We start from the raw sequence: 19,019 nt of genomic DNA, 5'->3' as shown, positions 1-19,019 counted from the left end.
AACAGGGGAGCCGCAGAACTCGCTGCGCTCAAACAACTGCGGCTCTTATCCCTGTTTTACTGCGTTGCTCGGTGGCGTGAAAGTCGCCCACCCACTAGCTAATTACGAGGTGCCTGCTAGTGGGTAATCCCGTTTCTGTCACGAGCGAGAAGCGCAGAAAAAGTCGGGAGAAGGGACCGGCTGTTTGAGCGTAGCGAGTTCCGGTCCCGCCGACTTTTGCGAGCATCACAGCGGCCCGTAGGGCGTGACAGTCGGGCGTGCTTTCTTTTGGTTACTTTTCTTTTCACGAAAAAGAAAAGTAACTCGCCCAGCGGGGCGAGAAACACGCTTTCCGCAATAAAAGAAAAAACGACAGCGTAAGGAAGCACCTATCAAAATACCGTCGCGTAGCGACACAAATAACACTCCCGAAGAGGAAGAGTCACTCTGACGATTTCCCAAAATAATCCCGCGTCAACCCAAACACCACCGGACTCAACAACAACAACGCCAACAGATTCGGCAACGCCATCATCGCGTTCAAGGTGTCCGCCACCAGCCAGACGAAATCGAGCTGCTCCTGCGCCATCGCACCCACCGGGATCATGATGATCCAGAGCGTGCGGAAAGGAAAAATCGCCCGTACGCCAAACAGGTACTCCACACACTTCTCGCCGTAGAAACTCCAGCCCAACAAGGTGGTGAATGCAAAGATCGCCAGCCCAAAGGTCACCACATAACCACCCACACCGGGCAGCGCCTGCTCGAAAGCCATGGAGGAGAGCGCAGCCCCGGTTTCACCGCTGGTCCAGGCACCGGTCACCACAATGGCCAGGCCGGTGATGGTGCAGACGATCAGGGTGTCGATGAAAGTACCAAGCATGGCGATGGTGCCCTGCTGCACCGGATTGTCGGTGGCCGCCGCCGCATGCGCAATCGGCGCACTGCCCAGCCCCGCCTCATTGGAGAAGATGCCCCGGGCCACACCAAATCGTATCGCAGCCCAGATCGCCGCACCGGCAAAACCACCGGTAGCTGCGGTTGGTGTAAAGGCGTGCTCGACGATCATGACGACCGCAGACGGAATCTCGCCAAAATGGGTAAACAGCACCATTAGACCACCCGCAACATAGGCAATCGCCATAAAGGGCACCAGCTTTCCGGCGACCTCCGCAATCCGCCGTACTCCACCGATCAGCACCAGTGCGGCAAGTACCGCCATAACGCCACCGGTCACCGCCGCAGGTATCGACAGATTGGTCTCCAGCACATCGGCCACCGAGTTGGCCTGCACCGTATTGCCAATACCAAAACCCGCCAATGCGCCAAACAGGGCAAACAGGGTGCCGAGCCAGGCCCAACGTCCGTCAAGACCATTTTTGATGTAGAACATGGGACCACCGATGTGGTTTCCCACTTCATCCACTTCGCGATAGTGCACCGCCAACACCGCTTCGGCATATTTGGTGGCCATACCCACCAATGCGGTACACCACATCCAGAAGAGTGCACCCGGTCCACCGAGTGCGATGGCAGTGGCGACACCTGCGATATTGCCGGTACCGATAGTGGCGGAAAGAGAGGTCATCAGGGCGTTAAAGGGACTGATCTCGCCCTCCCCCTGGTCTCTGCGCCCCTGCCACAACATGCGGAAACCATGACCCAAACGTCTCAAGGGTATGAGCCTCAGGCCCAGCATGAGAAACATCCCGGTACCGAGGATCAACACCAGCATCACCGGGCCCCAGACGATGCCATTCAGCCCTTTGACAAGTTCGGTAACACTCTCCACGCAGGTCCTCCCCGATGTTTTTATGATTCCCGACCTTGAGGCGCCGGGTGATCAGCCTACTATACACTCGCAGATGAAGTGGTCACACTGACCGAGTTATGACTTGACTTTTCACTACATTAGGGTAACCGTAGAGTTTACTGGAAAATACAACCCAGGTTGAGCCGTGTAGAACCTGGCTAAGAGGCCACCGCCATGTCTGTCTGTAAAAATATCAAAGGGTATACCCGTCAGCATGAACGCCTGGCGGATTTCTTCTCTCTGATGGCTGTTTCCCTCTTCTTTGCCACCCTGTTTCTCAGTCTCACCTACCACGCCTTGATTCTCAACTGGATTATGGCCAACATCGTCGTTCACGGCTTGCTGGTCGTTGCCGGGCTGGTGCTTGATGTGGCACTGATATTCGTCTTCCTGAATTTTGGCGCAGCCCGTTTTTCAGAAGAGGAGGAAGGCTGTTTCCATACATTCAAGGGCCGGCGCGCAGGCACAGGCTCTCTCGGCATGATGTTCAACAGCTGGTTGCATCACATGGAACACGTTGGTAAAAAGCATCGTTGAGGCTGCTTCAATGTTTTGAAGCGGCATCCTGAAACGTACTTTTCCGACGGGTCCACATGGCGAGACGATCCCTAACTATCAAAGCCACTGCGTTTGGCCTCTTACTGCTACTGATTTCGGGTTGCGCCTCGATGGCGACTGACCGACTGGCGGGTAATCTCTCCAGTGCGATGCTGAATCAGACAGACCCCGAGATCGTCCGCAGCGGCGCACCTGCCTATCTGCTGCTGCTCGATTCCCTGATTGCCGACGACGATGACCCGGCGCTGCTGTTTGCCGGTGCCAGGCTGTATAGCGCCTATGGAGGCGGACTGGTCAGCGACACTGCACGACGAAAAGGCTTGGCGGACAAGGCGCTGGACTATGCAAGCCGGGGACTCTGCCAGTCTCAGCCCGATATCTGCGCCACGATGGACAAACCCTTTATCGAGTTCGAACCGAATGTGCTGAAGGTAGGTCCATTGGATGCCGAAGGGCTCTATGTTTTCGGCACCAGTTGGGCAGGCTGGATTCAGGCCAACCTGGATGACTGGAATGCCATCGCTGAACTGCCAAAAATCGAAGCCGTGCTGCAGCGGGTCATCGATCTCGACCCGGGCTACGAGGCAGGACGCGCACAACTCTATCTTGGCGTGATTCGCACCCAACTCCCTCCCGCCCTTGGGGGAAAACCTGAAGTCGGACGCAAACATTTCGAACTTGCCATCCGCTATTCAGAGGGAAAAGATCTCATGGCGAAGGTGGAGTTCGCCCGCCGCTACGCCCGTCTGCTGTTCGACCAGAAACTACACGATAATCTCCTGCACGAAGTCATCGCTGCAAACCCTTCCGTCCCCGGCCTGACCCTCAGCAACGTTATCGCACAGCGCCAAGCCAGAGAGATGCTGAACGACGACTATTTCTAATCAGCCCGCACCCATCTACAATACCCATTTTTCCAGTTTTTCCTGTAGAAGGAGTTACCTATGATCCGCGTGATCATAACGCTGCTATTTAGCCTGAGTCTGACATCCATCGCCCACGCCACCACCCTCAAGATCGCCACCTTGGCACCAGACGGCACGGCCTGGATGAAAATCATGCGGGCAGCAGCAGGAGAGGTAAAAAAGAAGACCGACGGCCGCGTCAAACTGCGCTTCTATCCAGGGGGCGTGATGGGCAACGACAACAGCGTACTGCGCAAGATCCGGGTCGGCCAACTGCACGGCGGCGCCATTACCGGCGGCGGACTGGCAGCAGTCTATCCGGATGCCCAACTCTACAGCCTGCCTTTTCTGTTTCACAGCCTGGATGAAGTTGACTATGTGCGGGCACGTATGGACCAGGAGATCATCCGCGGGTTACGCAAGAAGGGGTTTGTCAGCTACGGACTCGGCGAGGGGGGCTTCGCCTATATGATGTCCAACAGTCCTGTGCGCGAGAGCGCAGATCTGAGGAAACAGAAAATATGGATACCCGAGGGTGACATGATCAACAGCGTCGCCTTTGAAACCACAGGCGTCTCACCCATCCCCCTGCCCATCACCGATGTGCTTACCGGCCTGCAGACAGGCCTCATCGACACCGTTGCCACCTCGGCCATCGGTGCCATCGCCCTGCAGTGGCATACACGGGTGAAGTATCTGACCAACATCCCCCTGATCTATCTCTACGGCACTTTGGCGATCAAAGAGAAGGCGCTGAAAAAACTCTCTCCTGAAGACCGGGAGATTCTGCATACTCAACTGGCTACAGCATTCCAGACGCTCAACTCCCGCAATCGAGAGGATGAGAAAAAAGCCCTTGAGGCGCTGAAAAAACAGGGCATAGATTTCATTGAACCGACCACCCAGGGCCATCAGGAGTGGGCACAAACCGCAGCAGCTACGGTGAAGGCGCTGGAGAACGACGGACTCTTCTCTCCCAAACTGTTTAGAAAGGTTCAAAGACTGCTCGATGAATATCGTCAATCCAGCCGCTGACGATAATGGCGCATATTGTTGGGTTACAGCCAAAAAGTCTAAATTACTACAGATTAACCCAACCTAATTCTCATCAAACCTGTTGCCTGATCTGCTACGCTTGATTAGGCCTACGAGATGAATCCATGGCCGGCACTAACCTGTATCAACCGGCGAAAGCCCCCGCAGAAGAGGAATCGTTCGATACACTGCTACAATGCAGGAATATCTCCATAGAAAAGATTCAGAGCCCCCCATCGACCCGCAGCGAAATCTACGATCAGGTTCAGGATGAGTGGATCGCCCTGCTCCAGGGCCAAGCCTCTCTGCAGATAGAGGATCGCATTGTCACCCTGCAGAGCGGGGATACCCTGTTTATTCCTGCCCACACACCCCATCGGGTGCTGGAGACCAGCACCGATCCAACCTGCCTCTGGCTGGCGGTACATATTCACCCGCCATCTTGATGGTGCGACTTCATTCCGGATCTATAGTTTCTGTCCAGATACGCCGTATAATGGACCGATCATGGAAGTCAAACTAAAGCGCGTCAGAGCGTTCATACTGCTTGCCGAGGATGGTGTAATGGCGCTTCTCCTGATGGCCATGATCCTGCTCGCAGTCACCCAGATCCTGCTACGCAACTTTTTCGACTCCGGCATTATCTGGGCCGACCCCACCCTGCGTATGCTGGTCCTCTGGATCGGACTGATGGGTGCCATCGCCTCTACCCGGGAGGATCGACATATCCGTATCGATCTGCTCTCCCGTTATCTGTCAGGTTCAAGACGCAGTTTCATCCAGGCCGTCACCGACCTATTCAGCGCCGTTGTATGCGGCTTCATCGCCTGGCACGCTGCGCGCTTCGTCGCCTTTGAATACGAAGACGGCTCCCTTCTGTTCGGCAGTTTCCCTGCCTGGGCCGGAGAGAGCATCATCCCCATCGGCTTCGGCATCATGACCCTGCGCTTTCTGTTCAATATACCCCTACGATTCCTGCCGGGGGGAAAACAGTAATGTTGATCGCCCTGGGCCTCATCCTGATCGCCCTGTTCGGCGCCCCGCTGTTTGCCGTCATTGGCGCCAGCGCCCTTATCGGCTTCCACCAGTCCGAGATCGACCTCTCCGTGGTCGCCATCGAATTTTACCGTATCGCCGAGATGCCGGTACTGCTGGCGATCCCGCTCTTCACCTTCGCCGGATATCTGCTAAGTGAAAGCAATGCCCCTCACCGGCTGGTGCGCGTCACCCAGACGCTGCTGGGATGGATGCCCGGCGGACTCGCCTTCGTGGCGCTGATCGCCTGCGCCCTCTTCACCGCCTTTACCGGCGCCTCCGGCGTCACTATCGTGGCCCTGGGCGCCCTGCTCTATCCGGCCCTCACTGAAGCGGGTTATCGACAGAATTTCAGCTTGGGACTGGTCACTACCTCCGGTAGCCTGGGACTGCTATTCGCCCCGGCGTTACCGCTCATCCTATACGCAGTGGTGGCGCAGCAACTCGGCATCGGCGGCTCCATCACCGTGGACGACATGTTTCTGGCCGGCATCCTGCCGGGGCTGCTAATGTTGCTGATTCTGGTGGCCTGGAGCCTCTGGTCGAGCCGCGGCGTCAAGCTTACCCCCTACTCCAAGACAGAGGCGCTTTCGGCCATCAGGGAAGCTGCCTGGGAGATTCCTCTACCGATCATCGTGCTCGGCGGCATCTACAGCGGCTATTTCGCCATCTCCGAAGCCGCAGCGGTCACCGCCTTCTATGTGCTTGTGGTCGAAGTCTTCATCCATCGGGAGATCTCCCTGCGCAGGCTACCCCAGGTCATGCGCGAGGCGATGCTGCTGGTGGGCGGCATCCTGGTCATCCTCGGCATGTCCCTGGCCTCCACCAACTATATGATCGATCAGGAGATCCCCACCCAGCTTTTCGACTGGATCCGCGCACGGGTGTCGGACCCACTGACCTTCCTGATGCTGCTCAACCTCTTTCTACTGGTGCTGGGCACCATGCTCGACATCTTTTCCGCACTGGTGCTGATGGTGCCGCTGCTGCTGCCGGTGGCCCTCCAGTACGGCATAGACCCGGTACACCTCGGCATCATCTTCCTCGCCAACATGCAGATAGGCTACTTTACCCCTCCTGTGGGCATGAATCTCTTTATCGCCAGCTACCGTTTCGACAAGCCGGTGACACAGATCTACCGCGCCACCCTTCCCTGGTTCTTCCTCCTTTTCGGCGCGGTATTGATCATCACCTACTGGCCTTCACTCTCCCTGGCCCTGCTTGACCGCAGTTGAGGCAAGAACCGGCTGCCCAGTTCGAAACCGAGCAGTCCGAGCATGATCAGCAGGGTGCCGAACCAGACCCGGCCATCCGCCGACTCTCCGTTAAACCACTGACCGACCAGCAAGGCGATCACCGGCGTTATCAGGGTAATCAGCGCCACGCGCATCGTCTCCACATGGCGTAACAGGTAGAAATAGAGCGCAAAACCCAACACCGACCCGATAATCCCGAGATAAACTATCGCGGAGATCACCCGCTCATCGACGACCCTGGGCCACGCCTCCCCCTGCAGAAACCAGGTCAACAGAAACAGCGGCACCGCCACCATCAGCCCACCGCTAGTGACCACCAGACCATGTAGTTCAGCATTGATTCGCTTCACCCAGACCGCACTGGCAGAGTGAGTGACCACAGAAAACAGTACACCAATCACCCCCCAAGCCATCTGCTCACCCTGCTCCAATCCGGCACTGAAGATCACGGCCAAACCGGACAGTGAGATAAAAACAGCAAGCAGACGCATCGGGGTCAAGCCCTGCTCAGTCAACCAGAACCGTGCCATCAGGCCAGTAACGATAGGCGTCAAACCAAACAGCACCGCAATCCATCCTGAAGGGATGAACTGGGAAGCCCAGTAGACCGACAGCATCGCAACGAAGATGCCGAGACCAGCGGCCAGATAGGTGCGGCGCGCCACGTCATGCCATGGCATGCGCAACCGCATCAGCTGTACCAGCGCCAATGCCAGCACCACGCCAATGACCATGCGCCCGGTAACACCGAATAGGTAACCCACACCCTCACCACTCCACTTTATTGCAAGCGGTGTGGTGCCCCAGATCAGGATAACCCCCAGATAGGCGGCCGGCACGGACATGACATATTCCTCCATTTTTCTTAACGCCAAACAAAAAAGGCCGCAGATGTTACATCTGCGGCCTTTTGGAATCTTGCTTATTCAGTAGATCAATCGCTGATCTTTTCCTCCAGACACGCAGACGGCATGACCACCGCCCAAATGGACAGTCGGCGCATGACGAACAGATGTTTAACGTGTAAAGAGATCATGACAGACAGCATGCCCCGCTATTACGGTGCCGTCAACGGCTTATTTTTTATTCCGGTGGTTCCAGAGTCCCACGCCAATCGTGGTGAGACCCAGAGCGATACCGGTGGAAAGCACCATGCGCGCCAGCCACTCCGGCCAAGCCGGGTTTGGGGTTATCAAGGCAAAAACACCGATGATGACGAGCCAGAATGAGAGCTTGCCGAGTAGGGCCGATTTCAGCAAATACCTATCCTCCAATATCACTAACAATGACAGGGCCAACTCATTCGCAATTGAGCGACTTCATCACTGCATCCAGAGTTATCTTGAACGCGTCTTGTAAAACTAACACAAACAGAAAATTTTTTGTGGAGGATAGCACTGCACAGGACAAGAAAAATAGACGCACTAATTTTCTAAAGTATTTGCCAAACCAGCCGAAAGGCGCATAGAGAGATGTATTTTCCAAAGAATCTTGGATTGCTCAAGTACACCTCAATCAATACAAATAATAAATTACCAAAGGGAGATGGTTATGAATATCTCATATAACTTGACAATTAAAACCAGCCCAATCTTTCTGGTCGGTTTTGCCGCGGTTTCGACGGTGATCATCGGCCTGCCTGGCATCAACGCCATGCACAGTTCCAAAAGGAATATCTATTCGTAAAATTAACGGAATTTGGAGTATGAAACAGTTATTAGGATCTCTGCGAATCAATCTCAAGATCTGGTTGGGATTTGGGCTGGTACTATCAGTATTGGCCGTCATTTCTTCTTTGACGCTGGTCAGCCTGAGCGGCGTACAGGAACGAGTCACGGATGTGGTGGAAGCGCGACAACCTACCCTCATACTCTCCAAAGAGCTGGCAACCCAACTGCAGCAGTCAGCAAGTGCGTTGGGATTCTATCTCCTCAGCAAGGAGGAGACCCATAAGACCGCCTACCAGCAAGGGCTTGCCCGGGTGGATAAGGTGATTGCCTCGCTGAAACAGCTACCGGCCATTGGCAAGGATGCAGAAGCCTTGGCACTGGTAGAAGCGATTGATACCGACGTGCAGCGTTTCCGCGCGCTTGAGGCTGGCCTGTTTGAAGCGGCAGCCAATGCTGAGAAGAATTTCCCCGGCATTGCCTTCGCCAATGCCAACATCAACTCCATAACCAGATCCATGGCGCAGCTCACCACGCAAATGATTTTATCCGAACTGGACGAAGAGTCCGATGAGATGCGCAAACAGCTTCTGGCCGATATCGCTGATCTGCGCTACGCCTGGAGCAATGTGATGAACGGTATTCGCGGTTACCTGGCGTTTCGGAGTGAATCCGCGCTAACGGATATGGAACTGTATATTCAACAAGCAGACAAATTGGTCGTGAAAGTTACCGGCTATGGGGATGAATTGACGCTGGACCAGGCAGATGCCTTGGAACAGATCAAGGAGGAAACGCCGCTATTCAAGGAACGTTTGAAGCAGTTACACACCCTCCATAGCAGTCAAAAATGGCGTACCGATGCCTGGTTGATACGCAGTGAAATCGGCCCACTGTTCAGGGCCATAGAAGGTAAACTGGATACCCTGGTAAAGGAACAGGAATACAAGATCAAACAGACCAGTAATGCCTTGCTGACTGATGCCTCGGGTACAACCCGGCTAGTCTGGGCATTGTCTGCTTTTGGGCTGTTGGTCGGCTTGCTGATCGCCTGGATTATCGCCCGGGTGATCAGCAAACCCTTGCGGCATGCTGCGGCTACCATGGATGAAATTGCCTGTGGGGATGGTGACCTGACACGGCGTCTGTTTAAATGTGGCGATGACGAGATCGGTCAGCTGGCCGATGGTTTTAATGCCTTTGCAGACAAGATCCGGGATCTGGTTGGTGACGCTGCACGTTCCACCAGCGGAGTGATCGCCGCAGTCGTGAAGACCGAGGAAAAAACCAGCCAGATCACGCGTCGGATTTGTCGGCAGGAAACAGTTACAGAACAAGTAGCCACCGCCATGAATGAGATGACCGTAACCATTGTCGATGTTGCCAATAATGCCGCAACGGCTGAAAGAGCAGCGCAGGCGGCAGGGAAAGAGGCGAGTGCCGGGCGCGATATTGTCTCTGAGACCGCCGACGCCATCCAGTCGCTTGCAACCGAAGTACAAACTGCAGAATCAGTAATTGGACAGGTTGAAGCTGACAGCAAGAATATCGGCGCGGTGCTGGACGTAATCAAAAGCATTGCGGAACAGACCAACCTGCTGGCGCTCAATGCAGCTATCGAAGCGGCCCGTGCCGGTGAGCATGGACGGGGTTTTGCCGTGGTTGCCGATGAAGTACGCAATCTGGCCAACCGGACGCAGAAATCGACGGGTGAAATCGAGGCGATGATCCAGCGCCTGCAAACCGGCACACACCGTGCAGTTAGCGTGATGGGCACAGGCCGGAAAAAGGCGGAGGCCAACGTCGAGCAGGCCCGACAAACCCTTGAATCCTTGCAGGGAATCACTGAAGCAATCAGCACCATCAACACCATGAACACCCAGATAGCCACGGCTTCAGCTCAGCAGCGCACCGTTGCAGAGGAGATCAGTTTTAACATTGCCAACATCAGCAAGGTCAGCAAGGAAACCGCACAGGATGCCCGTTTGACAACAGAAATTACGGATAGACTGGGCAAACTGGCCGCAGAGCTCCAGGGTAACATTCAGCAGTTTACGATTGCAGGTGAAATAGGCGTGGATTTTGAGTCAGCAAAATCTGCACATTTAGCCTGGAAGGCCCGGCTGCGGGCTTTCCTCGACGGCAGAGAGTCGCTCTCTCACAAAGAAGCGGTATCGCATCACGATTGCGTGTTGGGCAAATGGTATTATTCCGAAGGGATCAAGGCCTATGGTGATATCCCACAGATGAAAGCGATAGATACACCCCATGCGGAGATGCATCGCATCATCAAGGATATCGTTACGCTGAAGGAGACGGGGCAGACGGCTGATGCGGAGGCTCTATATCAAAAAGTAGGTCCGCTTTCCGATGAAATTATTGGCCTGCTGGTAAAGGTGGAAGGTGCGATTCTGGATCGTTGATCCTGAATCTTATCGAAACGGTAGTTGACCTGCTTCAGGTTACGAGTAGTCTGTTGGAAAAGATGGCGTGTCGGGTCATCGTTTGGAAGGGACGGATCGATCAGTGCAGTACGATGTCAAACCCTGGTTTATCGGCTTGGCGGCTGCATGGACATTGTGCATCCTGAGCGCCCTTGCCTGGGGTGTCCACCATGAGTACCAAGATGCTCAGGAGCAGGCGCGAACCCAACTACGCGCTAATTTCTTCAAGGATCTCGCCTTCCGGCGCTGGGGTGCCAAACATGGCGGCGTCTATGTGCCGGTTACCGGGCAGACCCAACCCGATCCACTATTAGCGGAGTATCCGGAACGGGACGTGTCCACTCCATCCGGGCGTCTCCTGACCTTGATCAATCCGGCTTTGATGACGCGCCGGTTCTACGAAATGGTCGATGAGGGTGACACGGGAGTACGTGGCCACATCAGCGGACTACGTCCGTTAAACCCGAAAAACAAGCCAGATACCTGGGAAGCGGAGGCGCTGGAAGCCTTCAAAGGTGGAGCCAGGGAGATAACCGCTGTCACAGCGTTGGATGGGCAACCCTATCTACGTCTGATTCGGCCATTGACGATGGCAAAACCCTGCCTCAAATGCCATATTCAACAGGGATTCAAACTGGATGATCTCAGTGGAGCTATCAGCGTATCGATACCAATGGCCCGGCTTGAAGAGGAGGCCATACATCATACAAAGGTAATGATAGCCATACTTGCTACGATCTGGCTGGTTGGTATGGCCGGTTTGGGTATGGGTTACCGGCGTCAGTCCCTGCATATCCGGGAACGGGAACAGGCGGAATGGAATCTGCGGGAAAGTGAGAAAAAGATCCGGCAGGATTACCACTCGCAGAGGGTGCTCTCCTCTATTCTCAAACTCTCCATGCAGTCCGTTCCATTGAAGGAGAAGCTGAAGCAATCCCTCGATCAGATACTTTCCATACCTTGGTTCCACATTCAGGAGAAAGGCTGCATCTTTCTTGTAGAGGGCGACGATCCTTCATTGATAATGCAGGCACAGCGTGGGTTGTCAAAATCCCTGCAAACGGCTTGCGCAACGGTGCCTTTCGGAAAATGTCTTTGTGGTCGCGCAGCACAGGGTGATGAAATACTTTTTTCGGATTGCGTGGATGAGCGACATCTGAATACCGGTTTACCAATGGCAGACCACGGCCACTACTGCGTCCCCATTCTCTCCAATGAAAGAACCATCGGCATATTGAATCTCTATGTTGAAGCGCACCATCGGAAGAGCGAGGATGAAGTCCGGTTTCTATTGGCTGTGACCCATGTGCTGGCAGGTATGATCATGCAAGATCAGGCTGAACAGGAACTGCAGCAACATGCCTTTTATGATGTTTTGACCAAACTACCTAACCGGGCTCTGTTCATGGAGCGGTTGGATCGTTTGATACAGCATTCCAAGCGGCATCCTGACAGCCTGTTTGCGGTTCTTTTCCTGGATCTTGACCGATTTAAAAATGTTAATGACAGCCTCGGTCATACGACAGGTGATCAACTGCTGATCGGTGCATCAGAGCGACTGCAGGCATGCATTCGCCCCAGTGATACGGTGGCCCGTCTGGGGGGTGACGAATTCATCATTCTGCTGGATGAGATCGATGATGTCGCCGAACCCTATCGTATCGCCGGACGCATACATGAGATGTTCAAACGCCCATTTGAATTGGCGGGACACGAGGTCTTTTCCACCACCAGCGTGGGCATTGCCCTCGCCAAGCCGAACGATCAGGATGCGGAGAAACTGCTACGCAACGCTGATAGCGCAATGTACCGAGCCAAGAACCTGGGTCCTGGGCAGACTGCAGTGTTCGACAGCGAAATGCATGCACAGGCAATCATGTTGCTGAACAAAGAGATAGACCTGCGCCAGGCGGTGGAAAATGAAGCGTTGCAGGTCCACTATCAGCCGATTATCGGCATCGAGTCAGACCGTCTTGCCGGCTTCGAAGCCCTCGCCCGTTGGGATCATCCAATTTACGGCATGGTTTCACCGGATGAGTTCATCCGGATCGCTGAAGAGAGTGGTTTGATCCAGGCGCTCGGAGTGCAGATATTGGGCAAGGCCTGCCGGCAGATGCAACAATGGATTAGCCAATCTCCTTCCCATGCTGACCTGTACGTGAGCGTCAACCTTTCTCTGAAACAGGTTCTTTTCCCCGGGTATATCGATTGGCTGGAAAATGTACTGCGGGAAACGGGGCTGCCGCCCAGAAGCTTGAGACTTGAGATCACCGAGAACATTCTGATGGAGGATGTGGAAACCACTTGCGCTATCCTAGACCAGATAAAGCAGCTCGGAGTGGGCCTCTATATCGATGATTTTGGCACCGGCTACTCATCGATGAGCTACCTGCACCGTTTTCCGTTCGACGCATTGAAGGTTGACCGCTCCTTCGTAGCAAACATCGGCAAGGGAACTCAACATGCTGACCTGATAGGGGGCATCGTTGCCGTCGCGAAAAGCTTCAGAATGGATGTGATTGCCGAGGGAGTGGAGAGGCGGGAGCAGTTGGAGAAACTTCAGGAACTGGGTTGCAACAGCGTTCAGGGTTATATCTTCTCCCCACCTGTAACGTCAGAAGAAGCCGGGAAGTTATTGACCAGGAAATCAGGTTGGCTGGTACCGGCCCCCACTGGAACCGGTACCAAACTTCATTCTCAGCCTTTCAGATTGGCCTGAATGGTATCGACAACAACGTCACTGGAGGTGGCGTTGATGTCCCACAGCATACCTTCGCCCTCGTAAAAGCCAGCCAGCGGTGCGGTCTGCTCGTTGAAGACGTCCAGACGCTTGGAGATCGCCTCTTCGGTCTCATCGTCACGCTGTACCACGGCACCGCCGCAAGCGTCACACTTGCCCTCTTCCTTCGGCGGGTTGCTCTTGACGTTGTAGATGGCACCGCAGTCCACGCAGGTACGACGGGTGGTCAAACGATCGAGGATCACCTCACGCGGCACGTTCAGGTTGACCACGCCGTCCAGTTCGATGTTCAGCTTGGCCAGCAATTCCTTCAACGCCTCTGCCTGGGGAATGGTGCGGGGAAAACCGTCCAGCAGGAAACCGGCCTTGCAGTCGTCTTCCAGCAGGCGCTCGCCCATGATGCCCATGATCAGGTCGTCGGAGACCAGCTCACCGGCGGTCATGGCTGCCTGGGCCTTCTTGCCCAGTTCGGTGCCGGCCTTGACGGCGGCGCGCAGGATATCGCCGGTGGAGATCTGTACGGAACCGTCGATAGCGGTCAACAGTTTGGCTACAGTGCCTTTGCCCGCGCCGGGCGCACCCAGAAGAATCAGTCGCATAGTCTTACCTTTTTTACTTAAAATGGAGAATCGAGTTGATGAGATGTTTCCCCCGCTCACACGGGAATTGGGCGCAGATTGTGTCGTTACTGGGGGAAAAAATCAAAATTGTCTGCAAATAGACCGCCTCAACGGTGGATTTTCGTCGCCCATTCTGGTGAAATTCATCGTCTTCCTGCTCGTTTTGCAGACGGATTCTCCAACCTAACAAGGTCGACCTGGACGCAGCATGAACTCCCCTGACCCGACAACCCACGATGAACCCGCCTCCGGCAACCCGCGCGGTGGCAATGGGCGTATCAGGCTGATCCTGGCACTGGGGGCCGTCGCCCTGCTAATCTTCTGGTTCTACCCGATGCTCTTTACGGAAGAGGTAAGCCCCGAGATACCGCAGGATGAGATCGACCCCATCATCCGCGCCCAGATCGAAGCGGCCAGGCAGACGGAGGAGGAGTCGGTAGAGACTGAGTCCAAACCCGATACACTCAATATCCAGACGGCGAAGACAGAGATGCCTCAAACTCTCCCCCCCCCTTCCCCGGAGTTGGAAGAGGGTGAGGCTGCGAGAATCCTTATCGCCTCTATCCGTAATGGCAGGGAGAACCTGGAACTAAATCAGCTGAGTCAACGGGCAGACTCATTCCAGCAGGAGGGCAAAACCACTGACGCCTATCTGCTCTATTTCTTCGCCGCCCGGCAGGGTCATGCGGACTCGGCCCTGATCCTGGGCAAGATGAACGACCCGGCCACGTTCGATGCCGACAACGACGTACTCGATCAGCCTGACCCGACCCAAGCCTTCAAGTGGTACTCCATGGCCGCCGGAAATGGACTCAGCGAGGCACAGACCCGCCTCGCCACACTGCACGATACCATTGAGCAGGCGGCTGCCAACGGAGACCCCCAAGCGCAACGACTGCTGCTGAACTGGCAATGACTATGCAACTGCGAATTCTTCCCCTTATTCTGCTCCTTACCCTGACGAACGGCCCACTGTTTGCCGCATTGGAGACCCCTCTTCGCCCCCTTCTGATGCCGGACAAGCAGTCGCTCTATCAGCGTGTATTGGCCAAACCGGATGCGCGATTCCACTCCACCCCGGAGAGTGAAGCGGGAGAGAAAGCCATCCCCTTTACCGCCTTTTATGTCTATGCACGGAAGGAAGTCAACGGTGAGGGCTGGCAGCAGGTGGGGCATAACCGCCACGGCCAGCTTGCGGGCTGGATCAGGGAGACGGATCTGATCCCCTGGAATCAGGGGCTGACCATCGCCTTTAGAGAACCCCTGGGCAACGACCGAGTCCTTCTGTTCAGAGACAAGGCAGGACTCAGATCACTGGTGGACACCTATGATCTGGAACACTACAAGCAGGTCTATGCGGATGCTGAAAGCGGCAAACTGACCACTGAATCTCCGGTTATCGCCATCCAGCCAAAAACCCATGTGGACATCCTCAAGGATTTCTATTTGGTCCCTATCCGCAGCCATGAGGATGTCTATCTCGGCAATGAACAGGCGCGCATCCTGCAAGTCTCCAGCGTACCTTTGCAGACAACCAAAAAGCAGCCGCCGAAGAGAGCGCAGGCAAAACTGGCCAACCCAACAACAGCAGCGCCGACCAAACGGTTCCGCTCAGGCGTAGTCTTTGTCATCGACGCCACCCTCTCCATGGATCCCTACATCGACCGCACCCGTGAGGCAGTACGCAAGGTCTACGAAACCATCACCAAAGAGGAACTTACCGGCGATGTCAGCTTTGGCCTGATCGCCTTTAGGGACAACCCCGAAAGCGTACCGGAACTGGAGTACCTTACCCGCACCTACGTCACACTCGAACAGGGGCAGAACGCCGACGGTTTCTTCAGGCAGGTCTCTTCGCTGAAGGCCGCCACCGCTTCCAGCAAAGGATTTATCGAAGACAGTTTTGCCGGCATCAACGAGGCCATCGACAACATCAACTGGGAGGGACAGGATGCCCGCTATGTCGTGCTGATCACCGACGCCGGCCCACGAGACGCCTCCGATCCTCTTTCCGGCACCGGCCTCAATGCCGAAAGCCTCGCCCGGTTGGCACGTAACAAAGGTATCGCCCTCTCGGTGCTGCATCTGCTGACCCCAAGCCAATACGCCAACCACGAAGGCGCTGCAGAACGTTACAAGGCGCTCTCCTACTATCCGGGCATCGGCAGTTTCTATTTCGGCGTCAAGACCGGTGACGTGAACCGCTTTGGCCGCGTCATGGACTCACTGGCCCACCAGATCACCGATCAGGTCAAGGTCACTGCCATCGCCGCTGCAGGCAAGACGATCCAGAATCAGGCAAAACCCGCCCCTGTCCCCGCCAGCGTAGAGCAGGAGGTTGTGCAGGAAGAGGAACCGGATCAACTGGCCCAGTTCCAGGCCAAGGTCGCAAAACTCGGTTATGCCCTGCGCATGCGCTATCTGCAGCAGGACAAGGCGGAGCAGATCCCCAGCGTTTTCAATGCCTGGCTGGTGGATCGGGATTTTAAAAACCCGGAGCGTCAGACCTTGGACGTGCGCGTCCTACTGACTCGCGATCAGCTGAGTGATCTGCACAGCATCATGCGGCAGGTGTTGGAAACCGCAGAGGAGGGTCTGCTCTCCCCTCGCAGTTTTCTCAATGATCTGAAGAGCCTGGCAGCCACCATCTCCCGGGATCCGGATCAACTCGGCAGCACCACCCGCGTCAGTGGCGCCCTCGAAGGCAATCTGGCGGACATGGGTTTCATGCGCGAATATATCGAAGACCTGCCCTACACCGGCGAAGTGATGGGCCTCTCCCTGGAGAACTGGCAGGACTGGCCGGCGAGGGATCAACTCGCCTTCATCCACCGGATGGAGGAGAAGATCAACTACTACCAGGTTCTGCACGACCATACCGACCTCTGGGTCTCCCTCGATGGCAGTTCGATATCCGGAGACTCAGTATTCCCTATCGCGTTGGAAATGCTGCCTTAAATTAACTGTGAGCAGTTTTTCCCATGAGCGGCCGGGGGCACCCAGCCCCACCTCCGGCAACAGGATACTCATCTACCATTTGCGCGACGTGGTAAAAACCCGTGAGGCAGAGGGCGTGGCCTTCCGCCTGCGCGTGCCCAGCCTGCAGATCGCAATGGGGGAGAAGGTCGCACTGATCGGAGAGAGCGGCAGCGGCAAGAGCACCCTGCTCGATATGCTCTCCATGACCCTGAAGCCCAGCGAAATAGGCTCCTTCCGCTTTCGCCCGGGACCCGGCACCGAACCCGTGGATATCTCAGAGCACTGGCGCAAGAAGCGGCTCAACAGACTTGGCGACCTGCGCCGTCAACGTATCGGTTATGTCATGCAGACAGGCGGACTGCTGCCCTATCTCACAGTGCGGGAAAATATCGGTCTCTCGCGGCGGCTGCTCAATATGCCGGGAGATGAAATTATTGAAGAACTCGCCGGCAATCTCGGTATTCGGCGCCATCTCGACAAACTGCCGCACCTGCTCTCCGTGGGTGAGCGCCAACGGGTTGCCATAGGCCGCGCCCTGGCTCATCGCCCCTCTATCGTCATCGCCGACGAACCCACCGCCTCCCTCGACCCGATCGCCGCCGAGAAGATCATGTCCCTCTTCATCGAACTGGTGGATGAGCTCAACATTACCGTCATCATCGCCAGCCACGCCTGGCGGCATATCAACCGGCTGGGTCTGCGCCACCTCTCCCACGTCACTCGGCGCGAGGAGAATGGCCATACCACCGAAACCGTGGTTAGTGGATAGTGCTGCGCCGCTTTAAAAACGTCTTCTGGCTCGCCAATCGCGATTACAAGAACGAATGGCAGATGTCCAGCTTCTTCGTAATCGCCCTGGCCGCTGTGCTGGGGCCGATGATGATCCTCTTCGGACTCAAGTTCGGCATCATCGGCAGCATGCTGGACAATCTGATCGAAGATCCCCGCAACCGTGAGATCCGTCCTATCGGCAGCGGCCGCTACGACCGGGCCTGGATCGAAAATTTGCGCAGCCAGGACGGTGTCAACTTCATCGTGCCCCGCACCCGCGCCATCGCCGCCACCATTCAGCTCAAGAGCGAAAAGGCCTCCCGCATCCTGTCGGTGGAGATGCTGCCCACGGATCGTGGTGACCCACTGCTGAACGGACTCGATATACCCACCGGGCTGCATCAACTCGTCCTGTCCGAATCTGCGGCACGCAAACTCAAGGCTGGTAAGGACGACAAGATAAGCGGCAGCCTGGCCCGGAGATTCCGTGGCCGCAGCGAACGGGTGCATATCGAATTGACGGTCGTGGATATTGCCAAACCTGGGGCGTTCCGCCGTGACGGCGCATTTGCCCCAGTCTACCTGGTGGAGTCGGCAGAGGCGTTTCGTGACGGCCAGGCGGTGCCTGCCCTCGGCTGGAAAGGCAACGAACCGGAAGGGACGGGGCGAACCTACCCCAGTTTTCGGCTCTATACCCGCTCCATCTACGATGTTGAACCTATCAGCAAGATACTGTTGCAGCAGGGCATAGAGGTCCGCACCCGCGCGGCGGATATCGAGATCGTCCGCAACATGGATCGTAACCTGAGCGCGGTGTTCTGGTTGATCGCCGTGATCGGCCTGATCGGCTTCTCTTTCTCTCTCGGCGCCAGCTTATGGGCCAATGTTGACCGTAAACGCAAAGAGTTGAGCGTACTGCGACTGGTGGGCTTTCGCACCGGTGATATCATCTGGTTCCCGGTGATCCAGTCACTTTTTACCGGCATCCTCGGCTGGGCCAGTGCATCCCTGATCTACCTGGGCGTCGCCTATTCAATCAATGAGATGTTCGCCTCACAACTGGAGAGTGGAGACACTGTCTGCCGACTGTTGCCGGAACACTTTCTCATCGCTCTGGGGCTGACCTGCACCGCTGCTATCCTTGCAGCCACCCTGGCGGGTTACCGCGCTGCCAGAATCGAGCCGTCAGAGGGCCTGCGGGATATCTAACGTAGGAG

The 19,019-nt window shown here is 55.9% G+C and carries 15 protein-coding genes and 1 pseudogene; 12 read left to right on the top strand and 4 right to left on the bottom strand.

Annotated elements, in window-relative coordinates; all coding sequences use genetic code 11:
- Positions 1-421 precede the first annotated feature (421 nt).
- Entirely contained in the window at positions 422-1,771 is a 1,350-nt protein-coding gene (locus HPY30_12995) for a sodium:alanine symporter family protein (protein QYZ66822.1), read from the bottom strand.
- 195 nt (positions 1,772-1,966) lie between these two features.
- Here HPY30_12995 and HPY30_12990 point away from each other — a divergent pair, with 195 nt between their 5' ends.
- From HPY30_12990 to HPY30_12965, 6 genes are all read left to right on the top strand, one after another.
- A complete protein-coding gene (locus HPY30_12990; GenBank protein ID QYZ66821.1) occupies positions 1,967-2,329 on the top strand; it encodes a cell division protein BolA in 363 nt (120 codons plus the stop codon).
- 170 nt (positions 2,330-2,499) lie between these two features.
- Complete coding sequence (locus HPY30_12985; protein QYZ68035.1) at positions 2,500-3,234, top strand: hypothetical protein; 735 nt, start codon at positions 2,500-2,502, stop codon at positions 3,232-3,234.
- A 60-nt stretch (positions 3,235-3,294) separates the two neighbouring features.
- Positions 3,295-4,290 carry a TRAP transporter substrate-binding protein DctP gene (dctP, locus tag HPY30_12980; protein ID QYZ66820.1) on the top strand — a complete coding sequence of 332 codons (996 nt, stop codon included), beginning with the start codon at positions 3,295-3,297 and terminating at the stop codon, positions 4,288-4,290.
- A 125-nt stretch (positions 4,291-4,415) separates the two neighbouring features.
- Positions 4,416-4,736, top strand: a complete 321-nt coding sequence (locus HPY30_12975) for a cupin domain-containing protein (protein QYZ66819.1) — start codon at positions 4,416-4,418, stop codon at positions 4,734-4,736.
- A gap of 61 nt (positions 4,737-4,797) precedes the next feature.
- Positions 4,798-5,286, top strand: a complete 489-nt coding sequence (locus HPY30_12970; protein QYZ66818.1) for a TRAP transporter small permease — start codon at positions 4,798-4,800, stop codon at positions 5,284-5,286.
- Entirely contained in the window at positions 5,286-6,560 is a 1,275-nt protein-coding gene (locus HPY30_12965; GenBank protein ID QYZ66817.1) for a TRAP transporter large permease subunit, read from the top strand. Before HPY30_12970 ends, HPY30_12965 begins: the two co-directional genes overlap by 1 nt.
- On the opposite strand, the gene HPY30_12960 is transcribed toward HPY30_12965, so the two are convergent.
- Both HPY30_12960 and HPY30_12955 read right to left on the bottom strand, forming a co-directional pair.
- Entirely contained in the window at positions 6,518-7,426 is a 909-nt protein-coding gene (locus HPY30_12960) for a DMT family transporter (GenBank protein ID QYZ66816.1), read from the bottom strand. The genes HPY30_12965 and HPY30_12960 overlap by 43 nt on opposite strands.
- Positions 7,427-7,657: 231 nt before the next feature.
- On the bottom strand, positions 7,658-7,840 hold the full coding sequence (locus HPY30_12955; GenBank protein ID QYZ66815.1) for a hypothetical protein: 183 nt from the start codon (positions 7,838-7,840) through the stop codon (positions 7,658-7,660).
- Between the two features lie 446 nt (positions 7,841-8,286).
- On the opposite strand from HPY30_12955, the gene HPY30_12950 reads away from it, so the two are divergent.
- Both HPY30_12950 and HPY30_12945 read left to right on the top strand, forming a co-directional pair.
- Entirely contained in the window at positions 8,287-10,671 is a 2,385-nt protein-coding gene (locus tag HPY30_12950) for a HAMP domain-containing protein (protein QYZ66814.1), read from the top strand.
- Positions 10,672-10,738: 67 nt separating this feature from the next.
- Complete coding sequence (locus HPY30_12945) at positions 10,739-13,411, top strand: EAL domain-containing protein (protein QYZ66813.1); 2,673 nt, start codon at positions 10,739-10,741, stop codon at positions 13,409-13,411.
- Here the strand turns inward: HPY30_12945 and HPY30_12940 are convergent.
- Entirely contained in the window at positions 13,390-14,031 is a 642-nt protein-coding gene (locus HPY30_12940) for an adenylate kinase (protein QYZ66812.1), read from the bottom strand. The genes HPY30_12945 and HPY30_12940 overlap by 22 nt on opposite strands.
- A gap of 229 nt (positions 14,032-14,260) precedes the next feature.
- Between HPY30_12940 and HPY30_12935 the strand changes: the two genes are divergently transcribed.
- The 4 genes and pseudogenes from HPY30_12935 (at position 14,261) to HPY30_12920 (ending at position 19,011) form a co-directional block, all read left to right on the top strand.
- Positions 14,261-14,968, top strand: a complete 708-nt coding sequence (locus tag HPY30_12935) for a sel1 repeat family protein (GenBank protein QYZ66811.1) — start codon at positions 14,261-14,263, stop codon at positions 14,966-14,968.
- A gap of 83 nt (positions 14,969-15,051) precedes the next feature.
- A pseudogene (locus HPY30_12930) lies at positions 15,052-17,010 on the top strand (VWA domain-containing protein).
- A complete protein-coding gene (locus HPY30_12925) occupies positions 16,952-17,800 on the top strand; it encodes an ABC transporter ATP-binding protein (GenBank protein QYZ66810.1) in 849 nt (282 codons plus the stop codon). Before HPY30_12930 ends, HPY30_12925 begins: the two are co-directional and overlap by 59 nt.
- Positions 17,800-19,011 carry an FtsX-like permease family protein gene (locus HPY30_12920; GenBank protein ID QYZ66809.1) on the top strand — a complete coding sequence of 404 codons (1,212 nt, stop codon included), beginning with the start codon at positions 17,800-17,802 and terminating at the stop codon, positions 19,009-19,011. Before HPY30_12925 ends, HPY30_12920 begins: the two co-directional genes overlap by 1 nt.
- Positions 19,012-19,019 lie beyond the last annotated feature (8 nt).

Source organism: Gammaproteobacteria bacterium (ex Lamellibrachia satsuma) (assembly GCA_019623805.1).
Lineage (GTDB): Bacteria > Pseudomonadota > Gammaproteobacteria > Chromatiales > Chromatiaceae > QGON01.
The sequence above is the reverse complement of the archived record's forward strand: the minus strand, read 5'-3'. Positions and strand labels throughout refer to the sequence as shown.

Excerpts from the sequence above, each read along its gene's own strand:
- HPY30_12990 (QYZ66821.1), top strand. The coding sequence starts at position 1,967 with ATGTCTGTCTGTAAAAATATCAAAGGGTATACCCGTCAGCATGAACGC.
- HPY30_12985 (QYZ68035.1), top strand. The coding sequence starts at position 2,500 with ATGCTGAATCAGACAGACCCCGAGATCGTCCGCAGCGGCGCACCTGCC.
- dctP (QYZ66820.1), top strand. The coding sequence starts at position 3,295 with ATGATCCGCGTGATCATAACGCTGCTATTTAGCCTGAGTCTGACATCC.
- HPY30_12975 (QYZ66819.1), top strand. The coding sequence starts at position 4,416 with ATGGCCGGCACTAACCTGTATCAACCGGCGAAAGCCCCCGCAGAAGAG.
- HPY30_12970 (QYZ66818.1), top strand. The coding sequence starts at position 4,798 with ATGGAAGTCAAACTAAAGCGCGTCAGAGCGTTCATACTGCTTGCCGAG.
- HPY30_12965 (QYZ66817.1), top strand. The coding sequence starts at position 5,286 with ATGTTGATCGCCCTGGGCCTCATCCTGATCGCCCTGTTCGGCGCCCCG.
- HPY30_12960 (QYZ66816.1), bottom strand. The coding sequence starts at position 7,426 with ATGTCCGTGCCGGCCGCCTATCTGGGGGTTATCCTGATCTGGGGCACC.
- HPY30_12950 (QYZ66814.1), top strand. The coding sequence starts at position 8,287 with ATGAAACAGTTATTAGGATCTCTGCGAATCAATCTCAAGATCTGGTTG.
- HPY30_12940 (QYZ66812.1), bottom strand. The coding sequence starts at position 14,031 with ATGCGACTGATTCTTCTGGGTGCGCCCGGCGCGGGCAAAGGCACTGTA.
- HPY30_12935 (QYZ66811.1), top strand. The coding sequence starts at position 14,261 with ATGAACTCCCCTGACCCGACAACCCACGATGAACCCGCCTCCGGCAAC.
- HPY30_12925 (QYZ66810.1), top strand. The coding sequence starts at position 16,952 with ATGGCAGTTCGATATCCGGAGACTCAGTATTCCCTATCGCGTTGGAAA.